Source organism: Streptomyces sp. NBC_00572 (assembly GCF_026341815.1).
In the GTDB taxonomy this organism is placed as follows: Bacteria; Actinomycetota; Actinomycetes; order Streptomycetales; family Streptomycetaceae; genus Streptomyces.
The window spans coordinates 6,551,469-6,570,819 of record NZ_JAPENX010000001.1 but is presented as its reverse complement, the minus strand read 5'-3'; the positions used below and the strand labels follow the sequence as shown (position 1 = coordinate 6,570,819).

At 72.5% G+C, this 19,351-nt stretch carries 15 protein-coding genes; 6 read left to right on the top strand and 9 right to left on the bottom strand.

The features are described from left to right. Positions 1-13: 13 nt before the first annotated feature. From OG514_RS29775 to OG514_RS29765, 3 genes are read right to left on the bottom strand one after another with little or no spacing between them, the layout of a single operon-like run. Positions 14-2,221, bottom strand: coding sequence for a tetratricopeptide repeat protein (locus tag OG514_RS29775; RefSeq protein ID WP_266900064.1), 2,208 nt, complete (start codon positions 2,219-2,221; stop codon positions 14-16). Continuing rightward, entirely contained in the window at positions 2,218-4,746 is a 2,529-nt protein-coding gene (locus OG514_RS29770) for an FxsB family cyclophane-forming radical SAM/SPASM peptide maturase (RefSeq protein WP_266900063.1), read from the bottom strand. The genes OG514_RS29775 and OG514_RS29770 overlap by 4 nt, the downstream gene beginning before the upstream one ends. Continuing rightward, on the bottom strand, positions 4,716-4,916 hold the full coding sequence (locus OG514_RS29765) for a hypothetical protein (protein WP_266900062.1): 201 nt from the start codon (positions 4,914-4,916) through the stop codon (positions 4,716-4,718). The genes OG514_RS29770 and OG514_RS29765 overlap by 31 nt, the downstream gene beginning before the upstream one ends. A 166-nt stretch (positions 4,917-5,082) precedes the next feature. Here OG514_RS29765 and OG514_RS29760 point away from each other — a divergent pair, with 166 nt between their 5' ends. Further along, a complete protein-coding gene (locus tag OG514_RS29760) occupies positions 5,083-5,685 on the top strand; it encodes a GNAT family N-acetyltransferase (RefSeq protein ID WP_266900061.1) in 603 nt (200 codons plus the stop codon). A gap of 13 nt (positions 5,686-5,698) precedes the next feature. Here OG514_RS29760 and OG514_RS29755 read toward each other — a convergent pair whose 3' ends face one another. From OG514_RS29755 to OG514_RS29745, 3 genes are all read right to left on the bottom strand, one after another. Then, entirely contained in the window at positions 5,699-6,019 is a 321-nt protein-coding gene (locus OG514_RS29755; protein WP_266900060.1) for a hypothetical protein, read from the bottom strand. Positions 6,020-6,164: 145 nt separating this feature from the next. Continuing rightward, a complete protein-coding gene (locus OG514_RS29750) occupies positions 6,165-7,697 on the bottom strand; it encodes a hypothetical protein (RefSeq protein WP_266900059.1) in 1,533 nt (510 codons plus the stop codon). Beyond that, positions 7,694-8,620 (bottom strand): hypothetical protein, encoded by a 927-nt coding sequence (locus OG514_RS29745; protein ID WP_266900058.1) that lies wholly within the window; start codon positions 8,618-8,620, stop codon positions 7,694-7,696. The genes OG514_RS29750 and OG514_RS29745 overlap by 4 nt, the downstream gene beginning before the upstream one ends. A gap of 421 nt (positions 8,621-9,041) precedes the next feature. Here OG514_RS29745 and OG514_RS29740 point away from each other — a divergent pair, with 421 nt between their 5' ends. Further along, on the top strand, positions 9,042-11,039 hold the full coding sequence (locus tag OG514_RS29740) for an ABC transporter ATP-binding protein (protein WP_266900057.1): 1,998 nt from the start codon (positions 9,042-9,044) through the stop codon (positions 11,037-11,039). Positions 11,040-11,199: 160 nt separating this feature from the next. After that, positions 11,200-12,294: an NUDIX hydrolase gene (locus tag OG514_RS29735; RefSeq protein ID WP_266900056.1), complete on the top strand. Its 1,095-nt coding sequence runs from the start codon at positions 11,200-11,202 to the stop codon at positions 12,292-12,294. Positions 12,295-12,327: 33 nt separating this feature from the next. Here OG514_RS29735 and OG514_RS29730 read toward each other — a convergent pair whose 3' ends face one another. Both OG514_RS29730 and OG514_RS29725 read right to left on the bottom strand, forming a co-directional pair. After that, positions 12,328-14,262, bottom strand: a complete 1,935-nt coding sequence (locus OG514_RS29730; RefSeq protein ID WP_266900055.1) for a CAP domain-containing protein — start codon at positions 14,260-14,262, stop codon at positions 12,328-12,330. A gap of 175 nt (positions 14,263-14,437) precedes the next feature. Beyond that, on the bottom strand, positions 14,438-14,818 hold the full coding sequence (locus OG514_RS29725; RefSeq protein ID WP_266900054.1) for a hypothetical protein: 381 nt from the start codon (positions 14,816-14,818) through the stop codon (positions 14,438-14,440). A 77-nt stretch (positions 14,819-14,895) separates the two neighbouring features. Here OG514_RS29725 and OG514_RS29720 point away from each other — a divergent pair, with 77 nt between their 5' ends. From OG514_RS29720 to OG514_RS29710, 3 genes are all read left to right on the top strand, one after another. Continuing rightward, positions 14,896-15,309, top strand: coding sequence for a PadR family transcriptional regulator (locus OG514_RS29720; protein WP_266900053.1), 414 nt, complete (start codon positions 14,896-14,898; stop codon positions 15,307-15,309). Then, positions 15,306-15,863, top strand: coding sequence for a hypothetical protein (locus OG514_RS29715; protein ID WP_266900052.1), 558 nt, complete (start codon positions 15,306-15,308; stop codon positions 15,861-15,863). The genes OG514_RS29720 and OG514_RS29715 overlap by 4 nt, the downstream gene beginning before the upstream one ends. 485 nt (positions 15,864-16,348) lie before the next feature. Beyond that, complete coding sequence (locus OG514_RS29710) at positions 16,349-17,824, top strand: diacylglycerol kinase family protein (RefSeq protein ID WP_266900051.1); 1,476 nt, start codon at positions 16,349-16,351, stop codon at positions 17,822-17,824. 321 nt (positions 17,825-18,145) lie between these two features. Here the strand turns inward: OG514_RS29710 and OG514_RS29705 are convergent, their stop codons facing one another. After that, positions 18,146-19,330, bottom strand: coding sequence for a Gfo/Idh/MocA family protein (locus tag OG514_RS29705; RefSeq protein ID WP_266900050.1), 1,185 nt, complete (start codon positions 19,328-19,330; stop codon positions 18,146-18,148). Positions 19,331-19,351: the final 21 nt, after the last annotated feature.

Here is a 19,351-nt window from a genome sequence, read left to right as displayed (position 1 = left end):
CGTCGGTGCGCCGTCACACACCGTCGGTCAGCGGGTCGGCCGGCCGGTCCCCGGGCTCCGTGCCGTGGTCGAATGCCACGAGACGGAGTCGTACCTCCTCCGCCATCGGGTTTCCGAGCGAATCGAGGATCGCGACCGCCTCGACCAAGGCCTCCTGGGCGTCGGCCGCGCGACCGACGGTGACGAGCTGTTCGGCGAGCCGGTCGAGCGAGCGGGCCAGCCCGAGCAGGTCGCCGACGCGCCGTCGTACGTCGACCGCCTGCTCGTACCAGCCGATCGCCTCGTCGGTACGGCCGACCGTCCGGCAGACATCGCCCAGCCCGTGCAGGGACTTGGCCTGCGTCGGCAGGTCGGCCGTCACCCGGGCACCGTCCAGGGCCCGCTCGTACTCCTGGAACGCCGCGGTCGGCCGGCCGAGGGCCAGGCTCGACGCGGCCATCTCGGTCCGCGTGATCGCCTCGCCCCGCCGGTCGCCGATGCTCCGGTGGATCGGCAGCGCCTCCCGCTGGCGTTCCAGCGCTTCCTCGTAGCGCCCCATGAGGCGGAGCGTCCAGGCGATGTTGTAGATGCTGTTCGCCTGCCAATGGCTGTCGCCGATGGCCTGGCTGATCCTCAGCGCCTCGGTGAAGTGGCGCATGGCGTCCTCGTGGAGCCCCATGTCCGACTCCGCCCCGGCGACACAGATGAGGCTCCAGGTCTCGGCCCACTGGTCGTCCAGACGGCGGGCGGCCCGCACGGCGGTGTCCGACAGGGCCCGCCGGTGGGTGTCGTGCCGCCGCAGCCGCAGGAAGTACACCAGCGCCACCGGCAGCTTCCAGGCCACGTCGTCCAGACCGAGCTCCACCGCCTGGCCCACGGCGGGTACCAGGCTCGGCAGTTCGGAGTCGCACCACGCGAGGGCCGCCTCGGGCCCCGGGAACGGTGTGTTCGCGCCGTCCGCGTGGCGTTCGAGGGGTACGTGCTGGCGCTCGGGCACCAGGACCCGGTCCGCGGCGTCCGCCATCCGCAGATAGTGGGACAGCTCGCGGCCCAGCGCCTGGGCCCGTGCCTCGGGGGGCTCCTCCGCCTCGACCCGCTCCCGGGCGTAGTCCCGCAGCAGGTCGTGGAAGCCGTACCGTCTCGGTCCCGCCGCCTCCAGCATGTTGACCGCCACGAGGTCGCGCAGGAGCCGCCGGGTCTGCGCCTCGGGCAGGTCGATCAGCGCGGCAGCCGTCGGCACGGAGAAGTCCGGCCCGGCGTGCAGCGCGAGGAGCCGGAACGCCCTGGCGCCGGCGGGGGTAAGTTGCTGATAGGACCACGAGAACACCGTGCGCACTCCGCTTCGCTCGTCCGACATCGATAGCGATTCCAGCCGGAGGCCGTCGCCTTCCAGCTCTTCGATCAGTTCACCCAGACTCGTGCCGGCGCCTGCTTGCTGGGCGGCGATCCGGACGGTGAGCGGGAGGCGGCCGCAGCGCCGCACCAGCCTGGTCACTCCGTCCCCGGTCACGCCTTCCGCCTCGTCGTCGCCCGCCAGCCGGCGGAACAGCTCCACCGCGTCCGGCGTGTCCAGCGGTCGCATCGCGACGGGCGTGGCGCCGTCCACGGCGGTCAGGGCCCCGAGCCTGCTCCTGCTCGTGACGATCGTGAAGCAACCGGGCGCGGACGGAAGCAGCGGCCGTACCTGGTCCGCGCTTCCCGCGTTGTCCGCGACGAGCAGCACCCGCTTCCCGTCGAGCAGGGAGCGGAAGAGCGAGGACATGGCGTCCAGCGAGCCTGGCACCCGGTCCGCGGGGGCGCCCAGGGCCGAGAGGAACCCGTGGAGGACCTCCTCGGGCGCAAGGGGCGCGAGCCGGTCGTAGCCCCTCAGGTTCGCGTAGAGCTGGCCGTCCGGGTACAGGTCCCTCGCCTGATGTCCCCAGTGGACGGCGAGCGCGCTCTTGCCCACCCCCGCCGTCCCCGAGATCATGGCGACCCCGTTCGAGGTGGCGGCGACCGCGTTCAGCGCGGCCAGGAGGTCCGTCCGGTCGGTGAAACAGGTCGCGACTCGGGGCAGTTGCCTCGGCACCGGCAGGGTCGGCACCGAGGGGGCGTCCCGGCCACCGTGCACACCACCGTAGATGACCCCGGCCTGCACCACATGGGTGGCGCGGCCGGCGAAGGCGTTGCTCCCGTTGTCTGCGTCGCCGGCGCTCCTTGCGTTGCCTGCACTGCTTGCGCTGTCTGCGCTGTCTGCGTTCACGCGGACGAGCCCGCCCTTCGTGCCGTGGCCGTACGGCGGGGAACCGCCGTCGTCGGGACCTGGTCCGCGGACAGACGGTCGATCGCGGTACGCAGACCGGCCACGAACCGCGCCCCGGCCGGGGCCGGCGCTGCCTCGGCAGCGAGCGCGTCGACGGCGGCGTCGGCCCACGCCAAACGGCGGCGGAAGACCGCGGCGGCCCGTGCCGACAGCATGCGGTCCCGGCCACGGAACGTCTTCCCCTGCGTCGCACCGGTCGGCGGCTCACGGCGTGGCGGCCCGACGGCACGCGCGCGCCAGAGTTCCGCCAGGGCGACCTGGCCGTACAGGCCGTGGAGCGCCTGCTCCTGCGGTACGGGGGCGGTCTGCCACGGCACGGAGAGGAAGGCGGGCGCGCCGTTGCCGAAGAAGACGTACGCGTCCATCAGCGCGTCGAGTTTGGCGCCCTGGAACTCCTGGAGCAGCGCGGCCGCCACGTCGGTGGTTCCCGTGGGCATCGCCAGACCTGCCGCGCCGAACGACGGCCGCCGGTGAAGGGCGCGTGCCTGCCGGTCCCCCGGCAGCGGCTGCAGGGGGACCACGGCCCGTATCGCCGTCCGTAGCGGCGCGGCGTAATCCGGTACGAGCAGGTTCAACTCGCGTCCGGCCCGGCTGAGTGCGACCTGCCAGGCCGTCCACTGCCGGGGGGAGAGACGGTCGACGGCCGTGGGGTGGGCCGTGGCGGCGTGCCCGGCGATGTCGTCGGTGGGAGGGGCACGGTAGGGGTCGAGGTCGTCCAGGGCGACGGGCAGCCGGGGTGTGGTCAGGCGTCTGACGCCGATCCAGCGGTGGGGCAGCCGGTCGGTCCCCCCGACGCTCACCTCCGCCGTGGTCCCCGCCTGTTCCACCCGCACCGCGCCCAGGCCCGGCAGGTGCGCGCGTCCGTCCCGTACGGGGAGCAGCAGCCGCGTCGGGACGCCTGCGCGCCAGGCTGCGGCCGCCGCGACGCCGGCGAGGTGTGCCAGGTCGCGCGCTCCGTCCCCCGCGTCGGCCGGCGGCCCGTGGCCCGCGCCTGCCGGGGCCTCGCTGCGCAGCGCCTGGGCCCGGGCCCACGTCCGTACGAACGGATGGCGCAGGACTTCAGCGGTTTCGGCCGGATGGCTGCCGTCCAGCTCTACGAGGAGTTGCCACCCGAGAGCAGCCGCCGCCGCCAGGTCCGATGTGCCGCCGTCGCCCGGGTCAAGACCCGCGACAAGGGCCCTGGTCAGTGAAAGCTGCATGTCCGCGAGGGCTTGCGTGCCCTGGACGGTCCCCGCGCCTTCGGCGAACCCGTCGAAGGCGCCCTCGGGCAGCTGATGGACGGGGGGCGGGGCGGGATCCGGGGCGGCACTGGCACTGGCACTGGTACGGGGACCGGCGTCGTGCGGAACCGCGATTCCCCGCATCCGCGCCGCCGGGATCTCCGACGCCAGCCGCTTCAGATCGGCGCAGTACACGGACGGGTTGTCGAAGCCGTTCCCGGGGCGGAAGCGGTGGGCGTAGAGGCCGCCCCCGCAGACGCGGACCACGGGGCAGGCCAGGCAGGTGGCGCACAGGTCCGCGTACCCCTGGTTGCGGGCGGCCACCCCGGGATGGGCGGCGACGTGGTCCACGCTGTGCGTGAAGACGGACATGCCGGTCGCCGGGGCGCCGTCGTAGGCGGTCTTGAGGGAGTCCGCCTGCTCCCATGATCCGTCGGTGTCCACGACGGCGAGGGCGACGGGCCGGAGTCCCACGGCCTCGCTGCCGCTCGGACCGCCCCAGGCCGCCGCGGTGAGGGCGTCGAACAGACGGATCGGCACGGGGCGGCCGTCGGCGATCCAGCGTGCGTGGATACGGCCGAGCCAGTCGGCGTACGGCGCGGGTGCCCCGCTCGGCCTGGGCGGGGGGTGCGCCCACGTGGCTTGCGGCAGCAGGAAGTCGAGGTGGGGCGGCGCCTGTTCCAGCAGCGCTTCGTACACGGCGATGGGGTCGTTCTCGACGTCCACGGTGCAGAGGATCCCGCCGTAGAGATGGCGGAACTCCCGGCGGCGCAGCAGGGCCAGACCGCGCAGCACCGCGGGATGGCTGCTGCGGCCGTTCGCGTACCGACGGTGCCGGTCGTTCGCGGCCCGGTCGCCGTCGAGCGAGACGCCCACCTGCACACCCCAGGCGGCGAAGAGGTCGAGGAACGTCTTGTTGAGCGTCACGCCGTTGGTCTGGATGTGCAGGCCGAGCTGGACGACACCGTCCAGGACGGTGCGGAACGTGCGGATCAGCTCGTGCAGGCGCTCGACGCCGAGGAGGAGCGGTTCGCCTCCGTGGAGGGTGAGGCGCACCGTGGGTACCGCGTGCCGTTCCACGTGCTCCGCGATGCGCTTCGCGACCTGTTCCGCGACGGTCGGACTCATGGTCCGGGGTTTCGTCCGCCAGCTCTGGTCCGCGTGCTCGTACACATAGCAGTGGTCGCAGGCCAGATCGCAGGCGCCGTGGACCTTCAGGACGTACTGGTCGATGAAGGAAGGCACTTGTCCCCACCGATTTCGGAGTTGAACGCCGCCATCCGGACGGGGGTCTCCGGGGTGACGACGTGAATGCGGAATTCCGCGACCAGACCGGCGCGATCCGCGACGAGACTTGCCAGCGAGACATTCCTGAGGTCGGGAAGCGGACGCCCGAGAGGTTCGATGTCGCTCATGGTCACCTTTTCCACTGCGGCTGGAGATGATGGCCGATCGAGAGTGCTCGAGAGTGCTCAGGTCTGCGAATGGACCCACTGGGCATACCAGGCTAGCAGCGAGACGCCCTGCTGTCCCTCGTCTCTCCCATGCCTTTCCCCGGGAGGCTGTCGTACAATCGGCAGCGTGCGCAACGAATGTGATCGGGTGTCACAGATCGTGCTACGGCCGGTGGTCGCAACCGACGAGCCGAGGTTCCTGGAACTGGCGCGTGAGAGTGCGGAGTTCCACCATCCGTGGGTGGAACTGCCCCGTACGTCGAACGTTTTCGCCTCCTACGTGGCTCGATCCGACCAGGTGAATGCCGCCTGCATGGTGATTGCCCGTAAAGACCAGGGCGACCTCGTGGGAATGATCAACATAAACGGCATCGTGCGCGGCCCCTATCAGCGGGGCGTTCTCGGGTATGCCGTGTTCCTTTCCCATGCAGGACAGGGATACATGTCCGCCGGAGTGGCGCTGGCCGTGCACTATGCGTTCGAAGTCATGGGACTGAACCGGTTGGAAGCCGATATTCAGCCGGAGAACAAGACCTCCCTCGAACTGGTCCGCCGGCTCGGTTTCCGGAGGGAGGGCCTCTCGCCGGGCTTCATCAGGATCGCCGGCGTGTGGCGCGACCACGAGCGCTGGGCCATCACGTCGGACATGCCCCTGCCGTCCGTGCACGGGGGCGGAGGATGGGGCGGAAACCGGAGCTGGGGCGGAAACGGGGGCAGAGGCGCGGTGTGAGGACGGAGCGGGATCACCCCATCGTCAGACCACCATGGATCTCGCCTGTCTGCACGACGTTCTTCGCCTGGCCGTGAAAGGAGTTGGCGACGCCACCGGCGGCCGCCTGGTTCCACAGCGTCTCGCACTCCTGTCGGAACGACGGGTCCCGCGTGAACTCCTCGTCCAGCGCGGTCGCGATCTCGGCCTCCGCCTCGGGCACGACCTGGCGACCCGCGAAGCGCTCCCGGACGCGCCGCCACAGCGTGGGCAGGGCCGCTCCGGCGGACTCACCCGCTCCGGTGGCGACCCCGGCCGCGAGGGCCCCGGCGATGGCGAGGGACAAGGGATCCATGAACGACCTCCACTCGGCAGGCATTGCGCCCCGTCCATCATGGAGCCGCGGACGCGCGCACACCATAGGGCCGGGACGGGGAGGGCGGCACGTGCCGTTTCCGCGCGCCCCTCAAGCCACACGCCTCACAACCCACCCTGCAATCTCACCAGTTGGGGTCCAGCACGAGGGGGACATCCTCGGGGACGACCATCCAGGCGTCGAACGCCTCAGGGGTGAGGTGGAGGGGGACACCCGCGTGCTCGGCGGTGACAGCGGCCAAGGAGAACAGGGCGCGGGCGGGGTCGGTGCCGGTGAGGTGGTCGCGGACAGGGGTGAGCCCGGGCAGCACGGTGGTGCCGGTGCGGGTGCTCGGGCCCAGTGAGGCGGATGCGGTGGCCAGCAGGCCGGTGGTCAGGGAGGCCGCGAGGAGTTCGTGTTCGAGAGAGTGCGTCCCGGGGCTGTGGGTGCCCCGGGCGATGACGACGGCCGCCTGCAGACCCTGGACGATGACGGTCCCGGCGGCCTGGCCCACGAGCCCGCCGACCAGCGCTCCGACGACGGGGACGGGGATCACGCTCTGGGCGACGGCGCCGCAGGCCCAGGTGAGGGAAGCACGCAGGGCGGCCTCGCCGCTCCGCGCGGCGAACTCCTGGCCGTCGATGCGCCCTTGCGCGAGCTGGAGGCCGGCTTCGGCGACAGCGAAGGCCGCCGTCGCGGTGGCGGTCGCGAGCTCGCCGCCGCCGAAGGCGGCAGGCAGACGACCCGCGCGGCCCGCGGTGCGGACCAGCGAGCCAAGGCCCGCCAGGGAGCCTGAACGGGCTGCGTCGCGGGCCGCCGCCGCGGCCGCGGTGACGGCGGCCTGGGCGGCTGACGTCTCCCCGGCCCGGATACGTCCGAGCTGCCCGGCGGCCGTGATGGCGGCGGAGACCGCGGCGCCTGCCGCCGCCCCGGTGGCGGCGGCCGTGGCGGCCTCCCGGCCCACCGTCCTGCGTACCTGGCCGCGCATCCACTTCTCGGGGTCGACGGCATGGCGGTGGGCGTCGGCCAGATCCACCGGCTTCGAGGCGATGTCGCCGTACGCGATGGAATCGCCGAGGTGCGCGCGGGCGTCGGCGTAGTCGGCGAAGCCGAGCCCGTCCGGGTTCATGGCGAGGCGCCGCTCTAGGAGGCTGTCGACGGCGGCCCATCGGTCCCCGGCCACCAGGCGCGTCATCCCCGTGTAGTGGCCGCGGCGAATCTGGTATCCGGTGCCGTACACCGAATCCATCAGCTTGGCCTGCACCTGACCGACCGTCTGTGTCCCTTCGACGAGCAGGATGTCGGCGGCAGCCGTGGAGGACCCTCCGGCCGCCCACTCCGTGACCACCGCCCGCACGCCGGATCCCGCCCGGGCCGCGGCCTGATTGAACGAGAGCGCGTGCTCCACCTCGAAGAGATGGCCGGCCCGCTGGGCGTTGGCGATGGCGCCGTAGCGGCGGGCGAGGCGCTGCACGGTTTCCCTGGTGTCCAACGTCTCCATCGTCGCGGCGGCGAACCCGCGGGTGGCCGAATCCGCCGCCCACCACGCGACGGCGGCCGCCCACCGTGTGGTGGACGGCTCAGCGGGCGGAGCGGTTGATGACGCGGTGAACGGCTTCGTGGGCGGAGTGGTGAACGCCGCCTCGTCGGCTCCCACGGCCCCCTCCGTGTCGCTCACACTGCCGCTTCCAGAGCCGCCAGCCGTACCCGGGCGTCGGCGACCACCCGGCCCGAGAGCTCGCTGACGCAGCCGTCCTCACCGGCCGGTGGCGCCCCCATCACCGCTACCGTGGCCACGGCGAGGTCGAACATCTCCTTCGTCAAGGCCCGTGCGCCGGGACCGTACGACGCGTAGTCGTCGCAGCGTTCCACCAGTTCGGCGAAGGCCGCCTGTCGGGTCTGCATGGCCCGGCCCAGGTCGTTGAGGACCAGGCGAATCTCGCGGCTGCGTTGGAACACCGCCGACAGCTCCGTCCGGGCCTTCCTCAGCTCCCGGTCGGCCTCGGCCAGCCGACGGGCGAACGCCCGCTGTTCGTCCTTCGCCGCGCGGCCGCGCCACTCCAGCAGGACTCCCGCCGCGAGCAGCGCCGGGCCGGCCACCAGGGCGGTCATCACCAGCGTGCCCGCCGCGACCCCGCCACCCCCGGCCGCCAAGGACCCTCCGCCCAGCCAGGCCAGGGTGGCGCTGGTGGCCGCCGCCCCGGAAAGCCCTGAAATCGCCGTACCCGTCGACGCCGTCGCGAAGGCCCCCACCGCCACGTACGTCACGGCCCCCACACCCGCGCCGGCGGCAGCGCCCCCGGCGAGCGAGGCCACCGCCGTGAGCGCCACGTGCTGCAGCTCGCGCAGCGCCACGTCCGATACGCCGGCATCGGAGGGGTCCACGGGCGCCAGCTCCGCCAGGTCCACCTGTTTGAGCCGCGCGAAGACCTGCTGGAAGGGAACCAGAGCCTCGTCGTAGGCAGTTCGACGGCGCGTGTCCTGCGCCTCGCTCTCCTGCCGGATGTGCCGCTCCAGCTTCTTGCGCCGCTGCGTGAGCTTCTCGAACCGCTGCTTGTTCCTGTGTGCGCTCCGTACCGCTCCGACCATGGCCACCGGCATCTCAGGTCTCCCCTCCCCCAGGCACAACCGACAAGGCGGCGCGCGCCCTCAAGTTACACAAAATGTGAGGGCATGCCGCCCGATGGGCACAACGTGAGAGGAATCGACAGTTCCTGCGCGACCACGGCGTGTTCGTGTCCGCGCCTACGCCCGCACCCCTGCCCGTGTCTGCGCCCGTGTCCGTGTGCCCGCGCCCCTGCCCGTGTCCGTGTCCGCGTCCGCGTCCGCATCGAAGGCAGCCCTGTTTCGGCCACGCCCGCCGCACGCGCCGATCCCCGTGCCGCAGGGGTCGATGTACCCGACACGAACGCACATTCGCCCACCCATGGGATTCGTGCCACGTCCGAAACACATGTGTTCGACACGCCGAAGGTCCTCGTTGAGCCCCACGACAGCCCGATTCCTCGCTCTGGAGGCCACCATGCGCACCCCGCCACCGACGGCTGCCGACGGCCCGTCGCCCTCCGAGCAGCTGCTCTTCGGCGGCGAACTCACCTACGACTACGGGTGGGGCACCCACAACGGTGCCTGGCTCAAGCTCAGCCTTCGGGCGATGGCGGCCTCGCTACCCCGGCAGGTCGCCGTCGCCGTCCGGCTGGCCCACCGCGCCGACCGCCGGGCGCTCGCCACGGTCGCCATCGGCGAGATCCTCCGCGGGGTCGCGCAGGCCGTCTCCCTGATCGCGGTCAACACGCTGCTCGTCGAGCTGCTCGCTCCGGGAGACATCACCGGCCGGCTGCGGGCCGCGCTGCCGTCGCTCACCCTGGTCGCCGTCCTCGCCGTGATCGGCTCGGCCTGCAAGTCGGCCTCGACGGCGGCGACCGGGATCCTGGAGCCCAAGGTCCAGAGGGCCGCCACGGAGCGCTACCTCGGCCTGGTCGCACGCGTGGAGCTGGAAGCGATCGAGGACGATTCGTTCCACAAGCTGATGGACTCGGCCCAATGGGGGGCCGAGTCGGCCCGGCGGATGGTCGTGTACTGCACGGCCGTGGTCACCTCCGCGATCTCCCTGATCGCCGCGGCCGGCGTCCTGACCGTGCTGCATCCGGCGCTCCTCCCGCTCCTGATCGGCATGGCGCTGCCGAGCGCGTGGGGATCGCTGACCATGGCACGCCACCGGTACGTCAGCTGGCACCGGTTCGTCCAGCACGTGCGGGCCGCCCAGCTGATCAGCCGCCTCCTGATCGACCAGCAGGCCGCCGCCGAGGTCCGGGTCCACGACGTCGCACCGTTCCTCCTCCAGCACTTCCGGCAGATGGCGGAGACCAGCGAACGGGAGCAGACCCGGCTCGCCTGGATCGGCGCGCGCACGGGCCTGTTCGCGGACTCGGCGCGCGGGATCGCGACCGTGGCGGCCTACGGGGTTCTCGGACTGCTGTTGTGGGACGGGCAGATGGACCTCGCCGTGGCGGGTACGGCCGTGCTGGCGATCCGCACCGGCTCGGCGAGCATCACCGACCTCGTGCTCAGGGTCACCGATGTCCAGGAGGAGGCTCTGTTCGTCGCCGATCTGGAGACCCTGTGCGAGGAAGCCGTCCGGCGCGCCATCCCGACCGGCGGGTGCGATCTGCCCGAGCGGCCCGACGAGATCCGGTTCGAGAAGGTGACCTTCACGTACCCGGGAGCGGACGAGCCGTCGCTGCGGGATGTCGACCTCGTCATCCCGCGCGGCAGGACCGTGGCCCTCGTGGGCCGAAACGGAAGCGGGAAGTCGACGCTCGTACGTCTGCTGAGCGGAGCCCGGCTCCCCGACGCCGGCCGGGTCCTGTGGGGAGGCGTGAGCACCACCGAGGCCGATCGCGCCCAGCTCTTCGACCGGGTCGCGATGGTCGCCCAGGACTTCTACCGCTGGCCCTTCACCGCCCGCGTCAACATCGGCATCGGCCGACCCGGCGTGATCGACGGCACGGCGGTCGAGGCCGCCGCCGCGTACGCGGGGGCCGACGAGGTCGTCAGCGGCCTTCCGCGCGGCCTGGACACCTTGCTCGCCCGCGGCTACAAGGGCGGCCAGGAGATCTCCGGGGGACAGTGGCAGAAGATCGGCCTCGCCCGGGCCCGGTACCGCGACGGCGCCGTCCTGATCGTCGACGAGCCCACGAGCGCGCTCGACCCGGCCGCGGAGCAGCGGGTGTTCGACCAGATCCACGAACTGGCCGGCTCGGGCCAGACGGTGGTGCTGATCACCCACCGCCTCCACAGCGTGCGTCATGCCGACCTGATCTACGTCCTCGACGAGGGCCGGGTCGTCGAGAACGGCACCTTCGCCGAACTCATGGACCCCGCCGCCGGCACGGGCGCCTTCCGCGAGGCGTACGAGCTGCAGGCCCGCCAGTTCGTGGCCCCTTCTGTCCCGACCCAGCCCAAGGACCCGACCGGCGAGCCGAGCAAGTACCTCGGTGAGGACCAAGCCCTCTCATGACACCCACGAAACCGACGTCCGGCAGGCAGGTCGAGGTGACCGGGCGACCCGCATCGGCGCGTCCCCTGATGCAGGCCCGGCCACCGGAACGTCCGTCACGGACCGGCGCCGACCGGCGCGGACCCGCGCGGACGGACACACCCACTGAGATCGGAGAACGATGACGACGACCTCCACGCCCGACGAGTCGGCGGGAACGGCGATGACCGACGAGGAGTACGGGGCCCTGCGTGCTTCGGCCGCTCTCTGGGTCGGGAGCTCGGTGCTGATCACCGACCAGCGCGGGCAGGTCCTGGTCCAGCACGTCGACTACCGCGACACCTGTCTCCTCCCGGGCGGCGCCGTCGACAAGGGCGAGTCGCCCGCCCACGCCGCCGCACGCGAACTGCACGAGGAACTCGGCATCACCGCGACCGTCGACCGCGGCCTGGCCGTCGACTGGGTTCCCGCCCGCGGCCTCGACGCATCGGCCCCCCTGCGGTTTCCCGGCGAGATCCTGCACGTCTTCGACGGTGGCACCTGGAGCGACGACCGGATCGCCGCCGTCCGGCTGCCCGAACGAGAGATCACGGGCATCGAGTTCGTCGAGCCCGCCGACCTGCCGGGCCTGCTCGCGCCGGGCGATGCCCGCCGCGCCCTCGCGGCGCTGCGCGCCCGCATCGACGCCGGTGGCGCCGTGCTCCTGGAGGACGGTCACCCGATCGCCCCCTCCGTACTCGACACCGCCGGCGTCCTGCGCACCGCCCGGGCCCGGCACCACTACCCCTTCCATGCCGCACCGGTGCCGGACCGGCTGGTGGTCCGCCAGTCCTGGGTCTGGGCCTTCGCCCCGGACGGCCGTGTCCTCGTCCTCCTCGAACCCGACACCGGCGCCGCCTGCCTCCCCGGTGGCACGCCCGAAGCCCAGGACCACGACGACCCGGAGGCCACTCTGCGCCGCGAGACCGCCGAGGAAGCCGCCGCCGAGCTGTCCGGTGCCTTGTACGTCGGGTACCTCTCCGATACCGAAGAACCGTGCGCCCGGGTCCGCTACGCCGCCGCCCTCACCCGGCTCGGTCCGCCGGCCGTGGATCCAGCCACCGGCCGTACGTACCTCCGGATCCTGACGACCCCGGAACAGGCCCTTGATCTCTTCGACTGGGGCCCGTCCGCGATCGAGCAGCTCGCCGCCGTCCACCACGCCCGAGACCGCCTCGGCCTCCCCCACGCCCGGCGCGGGCCCGTCACCGAACTCACCGGCCCCACCACCTGGTGACCGGGGCCGGGTCCGTGCGTGGGGGCGGCAGGGTCAGCGGGCGCCGAAGACCTGGGTCCAGTAGGGACCGCCCTCGGAGTGAATGCCGATGCCTATCTCCTTGAAGGAGCAGTTGAGGATGTTCGCACGGTGGCCCGGGCTGTTCATCCAGGAGTCCATGACCTGTTCCGGGCTGCTCTGGCCCATGGCGATGTTCTCGCCGTAGGTCGACCACGGGTATCCGGCGTCCGTCACCCGCTCCCCCGGACCGTCGCCGTCGGGGTTGGTGTGGTCGAAGAAGTCGCGCGCGGCCATGTCGTCGGAGTGGCCCTGAGCCGCCCTGGTCAGGGTCGCGTTCGCGGTCAGCGGGCCGCAGCCCGCCTTGGCGCGCTCCGCGTTGACCAGGGCGATGACCTGATCGGCTGCCGAGCTCTGACCCTGGTCGTTCTGCTTACCTGCACCTGTACCGGTACCGCTGCCGCCGTCCGTGCCCGTGCCATTGCCCGAGCCGTCGCCCGTGCCGGGGCGGGTCGGCCTCGTGCCGGGCGTGGGTGCCGTGGTGCGGGGCGGGGTCGTCTTCACCTGGGCGGGTTCGGTGGTACGGACCGGGCGGGGCGCCGCGGTCGTGGTCCGCGCGCTGGGCGACGCCGACGTGGAGGGACGTGCGGTGGCGGTCTTGGACGCGGACGGCGAGGCGGTGGGGCTCGTCGCTGCCGCGGACGGGGAGCCGGAGTGGGTGGACGGATCCTGCGTGAGCGGCAGGTCCAGGCCCGGGGCCGTCAGACGGTTCGCTTCGAGGAGGTCGTCGTCCCCGCCACGCCCTCCGTACAGCGAGAACGCCCCGCCCGTGACCGCCATGACCACGACACCGGCCGCGATGACCGCCCTGCGCCGGCTCCGCTCCTGCGTCTGGCGACGGCGCCGAAGCGCCGCACGTGAGCCACTCCGCCGCGGCGCCGAGGAGGCGGGGGCGTGCCGGGGTATGTGGGGGTGGCCGTGCTCCGAGAGTCCGGATCCGGCCAGGAGGTACGGCTCCGTCAGGTCGGCCGTGGCGGCCGTGTCGGCGATCTCGGTGAATTCGGGGAACTCGCGGAACTCGCCGAACTCCGACGCGCGATAGGGGTCGGAGCCGGATGCGGAGTCGTAGTCGGTGTCGGAGGAGGTGGTGGTGTACCCGCCCGGGGTGCCGTGCCGGTCGGGGGCGAAGGCGGAGGAGGTGGTCGGCGTCGCGGGTCCCCCAGCGGCCTCGCCCGCCTGGGCCACAGACCCGGGCGGCGTGGCCGCGAGGGCTACCTCCGCCGGGACCAGTCCGCTCCAGCGCGGGGCGCAGTGCGCGCAGGTGAGGGTGTGGTGGGCCAGGTGCTCGCGCCACGGGGCGGAGGGTCGGCCGTCCCAGTCCGCCGCCTGGTGGCTGAGGAAGTGGCAGGTCGGGTTCCCGGCCAGGGCACCGGCGACGACCCGGGCGGCTTCGAGCCGAGCCCGTACCGCCTCGAACCGAGCCGCCGTCTCCTCGGCCGACCAGCGCAACGCGGCCGCCGTCTCGTACCGGGTCAGTTCACCCGCGCACTCCTGCCACCACAACGCCAGCAGTTCACCGTCGTCCGGGTCCAGCCAGCGGGCCGCCTCGGTGATCTCGTACGCATGGCCCGTCGCGGGCAGGGGGACGGCGGCCGCGCCGTCCCCGAACGCGTAGCCGGCCGGCTGTGCGTGCCGGTGCCGCCGGATCCCGTCCACGGCGATCGCGACCAGCCAGGGCCGGAAGACGCCGGGGTCGGTGAGGGTGTCCAGCCCGTCGAGGGCGCGGAGCATCGTCTCCCGTACGACGTGTTCGACGTGCTCGACACCGTGACGACCGTTCATGGCCAGCGCCACGGTGGTGTGGACCAGGGGCAGGTGGGCGGTGATCAGCTGGTCCCGCGCCCAGGGGTCACCGTTCCGTGCCGCCAGGACCAGCTCCGTGTCCCGCTCGATTCCTGTGCTCTGCCGCACGCCGACCGTCCCGTCCGTTGGAGATGTTTGCGCTTGGGAGAGCCTGGGGCGCGCCGTCGATAACGGAAAGCCGGGGGACGGAGAAAGTGATGTGGGTCACTCACGCCGGTGGCTACCGGTTCCGGGCGATGAGCGCGGCCGGGAGGTCGTGGCCGTCTGCCGCGTACCCACCAGGTCAATGACCTTCCAGCTCGGCCGCCAGGTCCGCGTCACGCATGCCGGGAAGTGCGTAGCCTTCGCTCTCGTCCCAGGGGACGTCGAGGTCGTCCAGGTGCACGTGCCACGTCGCTCCCGGCAGAGCACGGCGCAACTCGGTCACGGAGTCCAGGACATGGACGATCACCGGCAGGAGCCGCCCGAGGTCGAGGGGCATCTTCGTGGATCCGGCCACGATCTCGTCCGGCGGAGTGCGATCACCGCTGTACAGGCAGAGGCTCTCCTGGTCCCGATAGGGGAAGGACGACTCGTGGGCGGCGACGACGCGCGCGACGGCGGCCGACTCGACGGCCGTCAGCGGCGTCGTCCGGCGGGCGGAGTAGTAGAGAGAGACGCTCATGGGACGAGCCTAGGGAAGGGGTGTGACAACCCCGAGTCTCTTGCGGCGCAAGATAATCGGCGACTATCATGTACCGCATGACAAAGGAGCTGTCGACGGCCGGTGATCAACGGCGCAGCCAGCTTCTGCGCGGTGTGCTCGACCTGTGCCTGCTGTCTCTGATCGCCGAACGGCCGCGTTACGGCTATGAGTTCGTGGAGGCGCTCACGGAGAGCGGGCTTGAACTGGTGAGCGAGGGAAGCATCTATCCCCTCCTGGCCAGGATGGAGCGCGCGGGACTCGTGGAATCGTTCCGCGCCCCGTCGTCCAGTGGCGGGGCACCGCGCAAGTACTACCGGCTGTCCGGGGCCGGACGGGCCGAACTGGACCACGGGCGGGCCGTGTGGCGGGGGTTCACCACCCAGGCCGACCGGATTCTCGCCGGCGCGGCCGGAACGGAGCCCACCGAGACGACCGAGACCGAACGACCCACGGGGGAACCGACACCATGACGAACGAGCGCGTGCTCGCGGTCTGCCGCAGCAACTGGGAGTACCGGGGCATCGACGACGCATCCGTCCGGGAGATGCTCGCCGAGCTCACCGCCCATCTGGAGGACGCCGCGGCCGCCGGCCGCACCCCCCAGGAGGTCGTCGGCCGCGACGTCAAGGCCTTCGCCGCGTCCTGGGCCAGGGCGCGGATGCCGCTGCACCGGCGCGTGGCGAGGATGGCGGCGCTGGTTCCGTTCGTCGTGGGCGGGCTGCTGCTGATGTCGCACCTCGTCCACTGGACGACGGTCGTGGACATCGACGCCGGGCGGCTGGCCTTCTGGCTGAGCATCGGCGCCGTCACCGTGGTCCTCGAACTGCGCCGAGGCACCCTCGGCTTCGGCAAGGGCTGGATCGTGGCGCTCGTCGTCGGACTGCCGGTCATGTTCCTCACGAAGAAGCTGGTCGGCGAGGAGACGCTGTTCCTGCTGCCGTTGTGGGGCTCCGCCCTGCTGACCCTGCCGGGCATCGCGTACCTCGTCGCCGAACGACGGGCCCCCCGGCCGACGGAGTCCTGAAGCCGGGGAGACAAGCGCCGGCGAGTACGACGAGCACGGCGGACGGGCCGGTGCGGGGCGCCCCGCGCCGGCCCGTCCGCCGTCGCGCAGTACCGGCCCGTCCGCCGTCGCCGTCGCGCAGTACCGGAACGCCCACCGCGCCCGTCAGGGGCCGGCCGATCCGGCACTGATCGCCGCACGGCCCACCAAGGGCGGCAGCGCACGGCGGCTTCGGACGGCCACCCCGTCCCCGTCCGCAACGGGATCGACCAAGCGGGCCTCGTGGACTGCCCCAGGGCCCACAGGACAAGCTCCCCGGCGCCCGCGAACCGCGTCCGCACCAAGGGCCGACGCGATCCCGCCCCTCCGTTCCTCAGGCCCGCCTCGAACGGCCTCGCGCCACCGGGCCCGCGAGGAGCCTCACCCGCGCGGCCCCGCAGGGATGCCCGCCGGGCTCGGAGCGTGAACGCTGGGGGCACGGACCGGGCTGAGAGGCGGGACACGGGATGGGCCAGGACGGCAGGGGTGGGACGCGGACGACGAGCTCCGGCGCGGATGCCGGCGCACGGCTCCTCGCGCGTCTGGCCGTGCTGGCGGCGATCGGCTCCCTGGTCGTGCTGGTGCTCACCATCGGCGACGGCGGCCTTGTGGTCGTCGGGGCCGGACTGCTCGGACTCGTCGTCTGTGTCGCGGGCGTGTGGTGGTTCCTGGCGCACCGCGGCGTGGTCCGCCTGTTCGGGGCCCTCGTCGCCATCGCCGCGCCGGTCGGCGTCGTGGTGCTCTACGCGCGGGACGGTCTGTGGCAGACGGCGCTGGCGCTGGTCCTGTGCTGGGGCCTGGCGCTGGCCTTCGCCCGGGCCGCGCTGCGCAGGGCACGTCCCCGACGTTCCAAACGGGCGGTCGCCACCCCCCGGCCCCAGCGCGCGTTCCTCATCATGAACCCGAAGTCGGGCGGCGGGAAGGTCGGCCGCTTCGGGCTGGTCGACCGGGCCGAGGCTCTGGGCGCCCGGGTGTTCGTCCTCGATCCCTCCGCCCCCGCCGACGTGGCCGAGCTCGCTCGCGAGGCGGTGGCCGAGGGAGCGGACCTGCTCGGCGTCGCCGGCGGTGACGGCACCCAGGCCCTGGTCGCGGCGGTCGCCGCCGAACACGACCTGCCGTTCCTCGTCATCTCGGCCGGCACCCGCAACCACTTCGCCATGGACCTCGGGCTCGACCGGTCCGACCCGGCCCGCTGCCTCGACGCGCTGACGGACGGCGAGGAGCTCCGGATCGACCTCGGTGACGTCGCGGGCCGGGCCTTCGTCAACACCGTGTCCTTCGGTGTCTACGCCGATGTCGTACAGCGCCCCGAGTACCGCGACGACAAGGCGGGCACGGCCCTGACCCTCATGCCGGACCTGCTGGTCGGCGAAGGGATGCGGCGGCTCGACGCACGGATCGACGGTGCGCCGCTGACGTCCCAGCAGGCGCTCCTGGTCAGCAACAACGCGTACACCTCGCCCGACGTCCTGAGCGGCGGCGCGCGCCGGCCCAGTCTCGACGACGGCGAGCTGGGTGTGCTGGGGATCCGGGTGGAGGGCGCCGCGGAGGCCGCGGATCTCGCCGTGCGCGGTTCGCAGTCCACCGGACTGACCGTCACGACCGCCCGACGGGTCGAGGTGTCCTCCGCCACGCGCAATCCCGACCCGAACGACCCCGGTCCGGACGCCTCCGCCACGGACGCATCCAAAACGGACCATGCCGTCACGGACGACCCCGATGCGGACGACTCCGGTACGGACGAGATCCCCGTGGCGGTGGACGGCGAGGCGCTGCGCCTGCCCACGCCCGTCGTGTGCACCCTGCGCCCGGGCGCCCTGCGGGTCCTGGTGCCGCGCGACCGCCCCGGCGTCGTCGTCCCCGCACCGCCCGTGGACTGGCGACGCCTCCTCGACCTCGCCTTCGGCCGTTCCGGGCACAGCTCCGCGGGACAAAACAGCTGATACGATCTCGAATCGCGTTCGAGAAAAAGTGCAGGCACCCTGCACCCTGCCCGGGCCTCAGCTGCTGTACGACGAATCGGCCCGGATCGGCGAGGCCCCGGCGACGACGTCCTCGAAACGACGTCCTGGGTCCCGTTCGTGACGTTCTGGCAGGTCACGGCCGACCTGCCGTTCGCCACGGGGGTACCCTACGGCCACGGCCACACCTACAGAGCCGAGTGGTCGACGGCTGGAACGCCGTCCTCCGCCCCTCCGGCACCACCGAACAGGACCTCGCTCGTCTGCGGAGCCTCGTGGCCGAGGACGGGCCGAACCACGACGTCAACGGCTCTGGCCCCGGGCGAAGTACGCGATCAGTTCGGGGTCGAGGGCCGGGACCGCTCGGGGCGTGCCTCCCGTACGCAGGGACTCGGTCGCTCGGACACCCGCCGCCACGGACATCCTGGCGGCCACCGGTGAGGTGTCGGTGCGGCCGCCGTCGCGGGCGAAGCGGACGAACTCGTCGACGAGGAGGGGGTCCGCGCCGCCGTGCCCGGCGTTGTCCTCCGCCGCGGGCACGGGGTACTCGGCGTCCGGCTCCTCCCGGTAGCCCGAGCGGCGGGAGTTCCACACCCGGACCGCCCCGCCCGGACCGTCGCCGAAGTTCTCCAGCCGGCCCGCGTCGCCGATGACCGTGTAGTTGCGCCAGTAGTCCGGGGTGAAGTGGCACTGCTGGTAGGCGGCGAGGACGCCGTTGTCCAGGCGCATGTTGACCAGGGACACGTCCTCGACGTCGATCACCGGGTTGAGGCCGCGCTGGGTGCGCGGCGGCCAGTGGCCGTCCTTCGTGTACCAGTCGTCGGGCTTGGGTTCGCCGGGGGCCCGGCGGTGCGGGTTGTCGCCGTAGACCATGAGGTCGCCCAGCGCCTGCACCTGCTCCGCGTACCCGCCGGCGAGCCAGTGGAGGACGTCGATGTCGTGGGCGGCCTTCTGGAGCAGCAGCCCGTTCGTGTACCGCCGTTCGGCGTGCCAGTCCTTGAAGTACCAGTCGCCGCCGTAGCCGACGAAGTGACGGACCCAGATCGTCTTGACCGTGCCGATCTCGCCGCGTTCGATGACGTCCCGCATCAGCCGGACCACGGGCATGTGGCGCATGTTGTGTCCGACGTAGAGGCGGGTGCCCGTCTCGTGGGCGGTGCGCAGGATGGCGTCGCAGCTCTCGATGTCGACGGCGAGGGGCTTCTCGACGAAGACGGGCTTGCCGGCCTTCAGCGCTTCGCAGGCCAGGTCGGCGTGGGTGTGGTCGGGGGTGAGGACGAGGACGGCGTCGATGTCGGGGTCCTCGACGATGTCGCGGTGGTCGGTGGAGATCCGCGCGCCGGGGAAGGCGGGGGCGGCCTCCGCCCGGGCCCGTGCGTCGTGCTCCGCGAGGGCGGTGACCCGTGAGCCGGCGTCGGGGCGGTGGGCCGTACGGGCGAGTGAGCCGCGCAGTCCGTAGCCGAGGACACCGAGGCGGAGGTCGGTCATGGTCGTTCCTTTCCGGGCCGG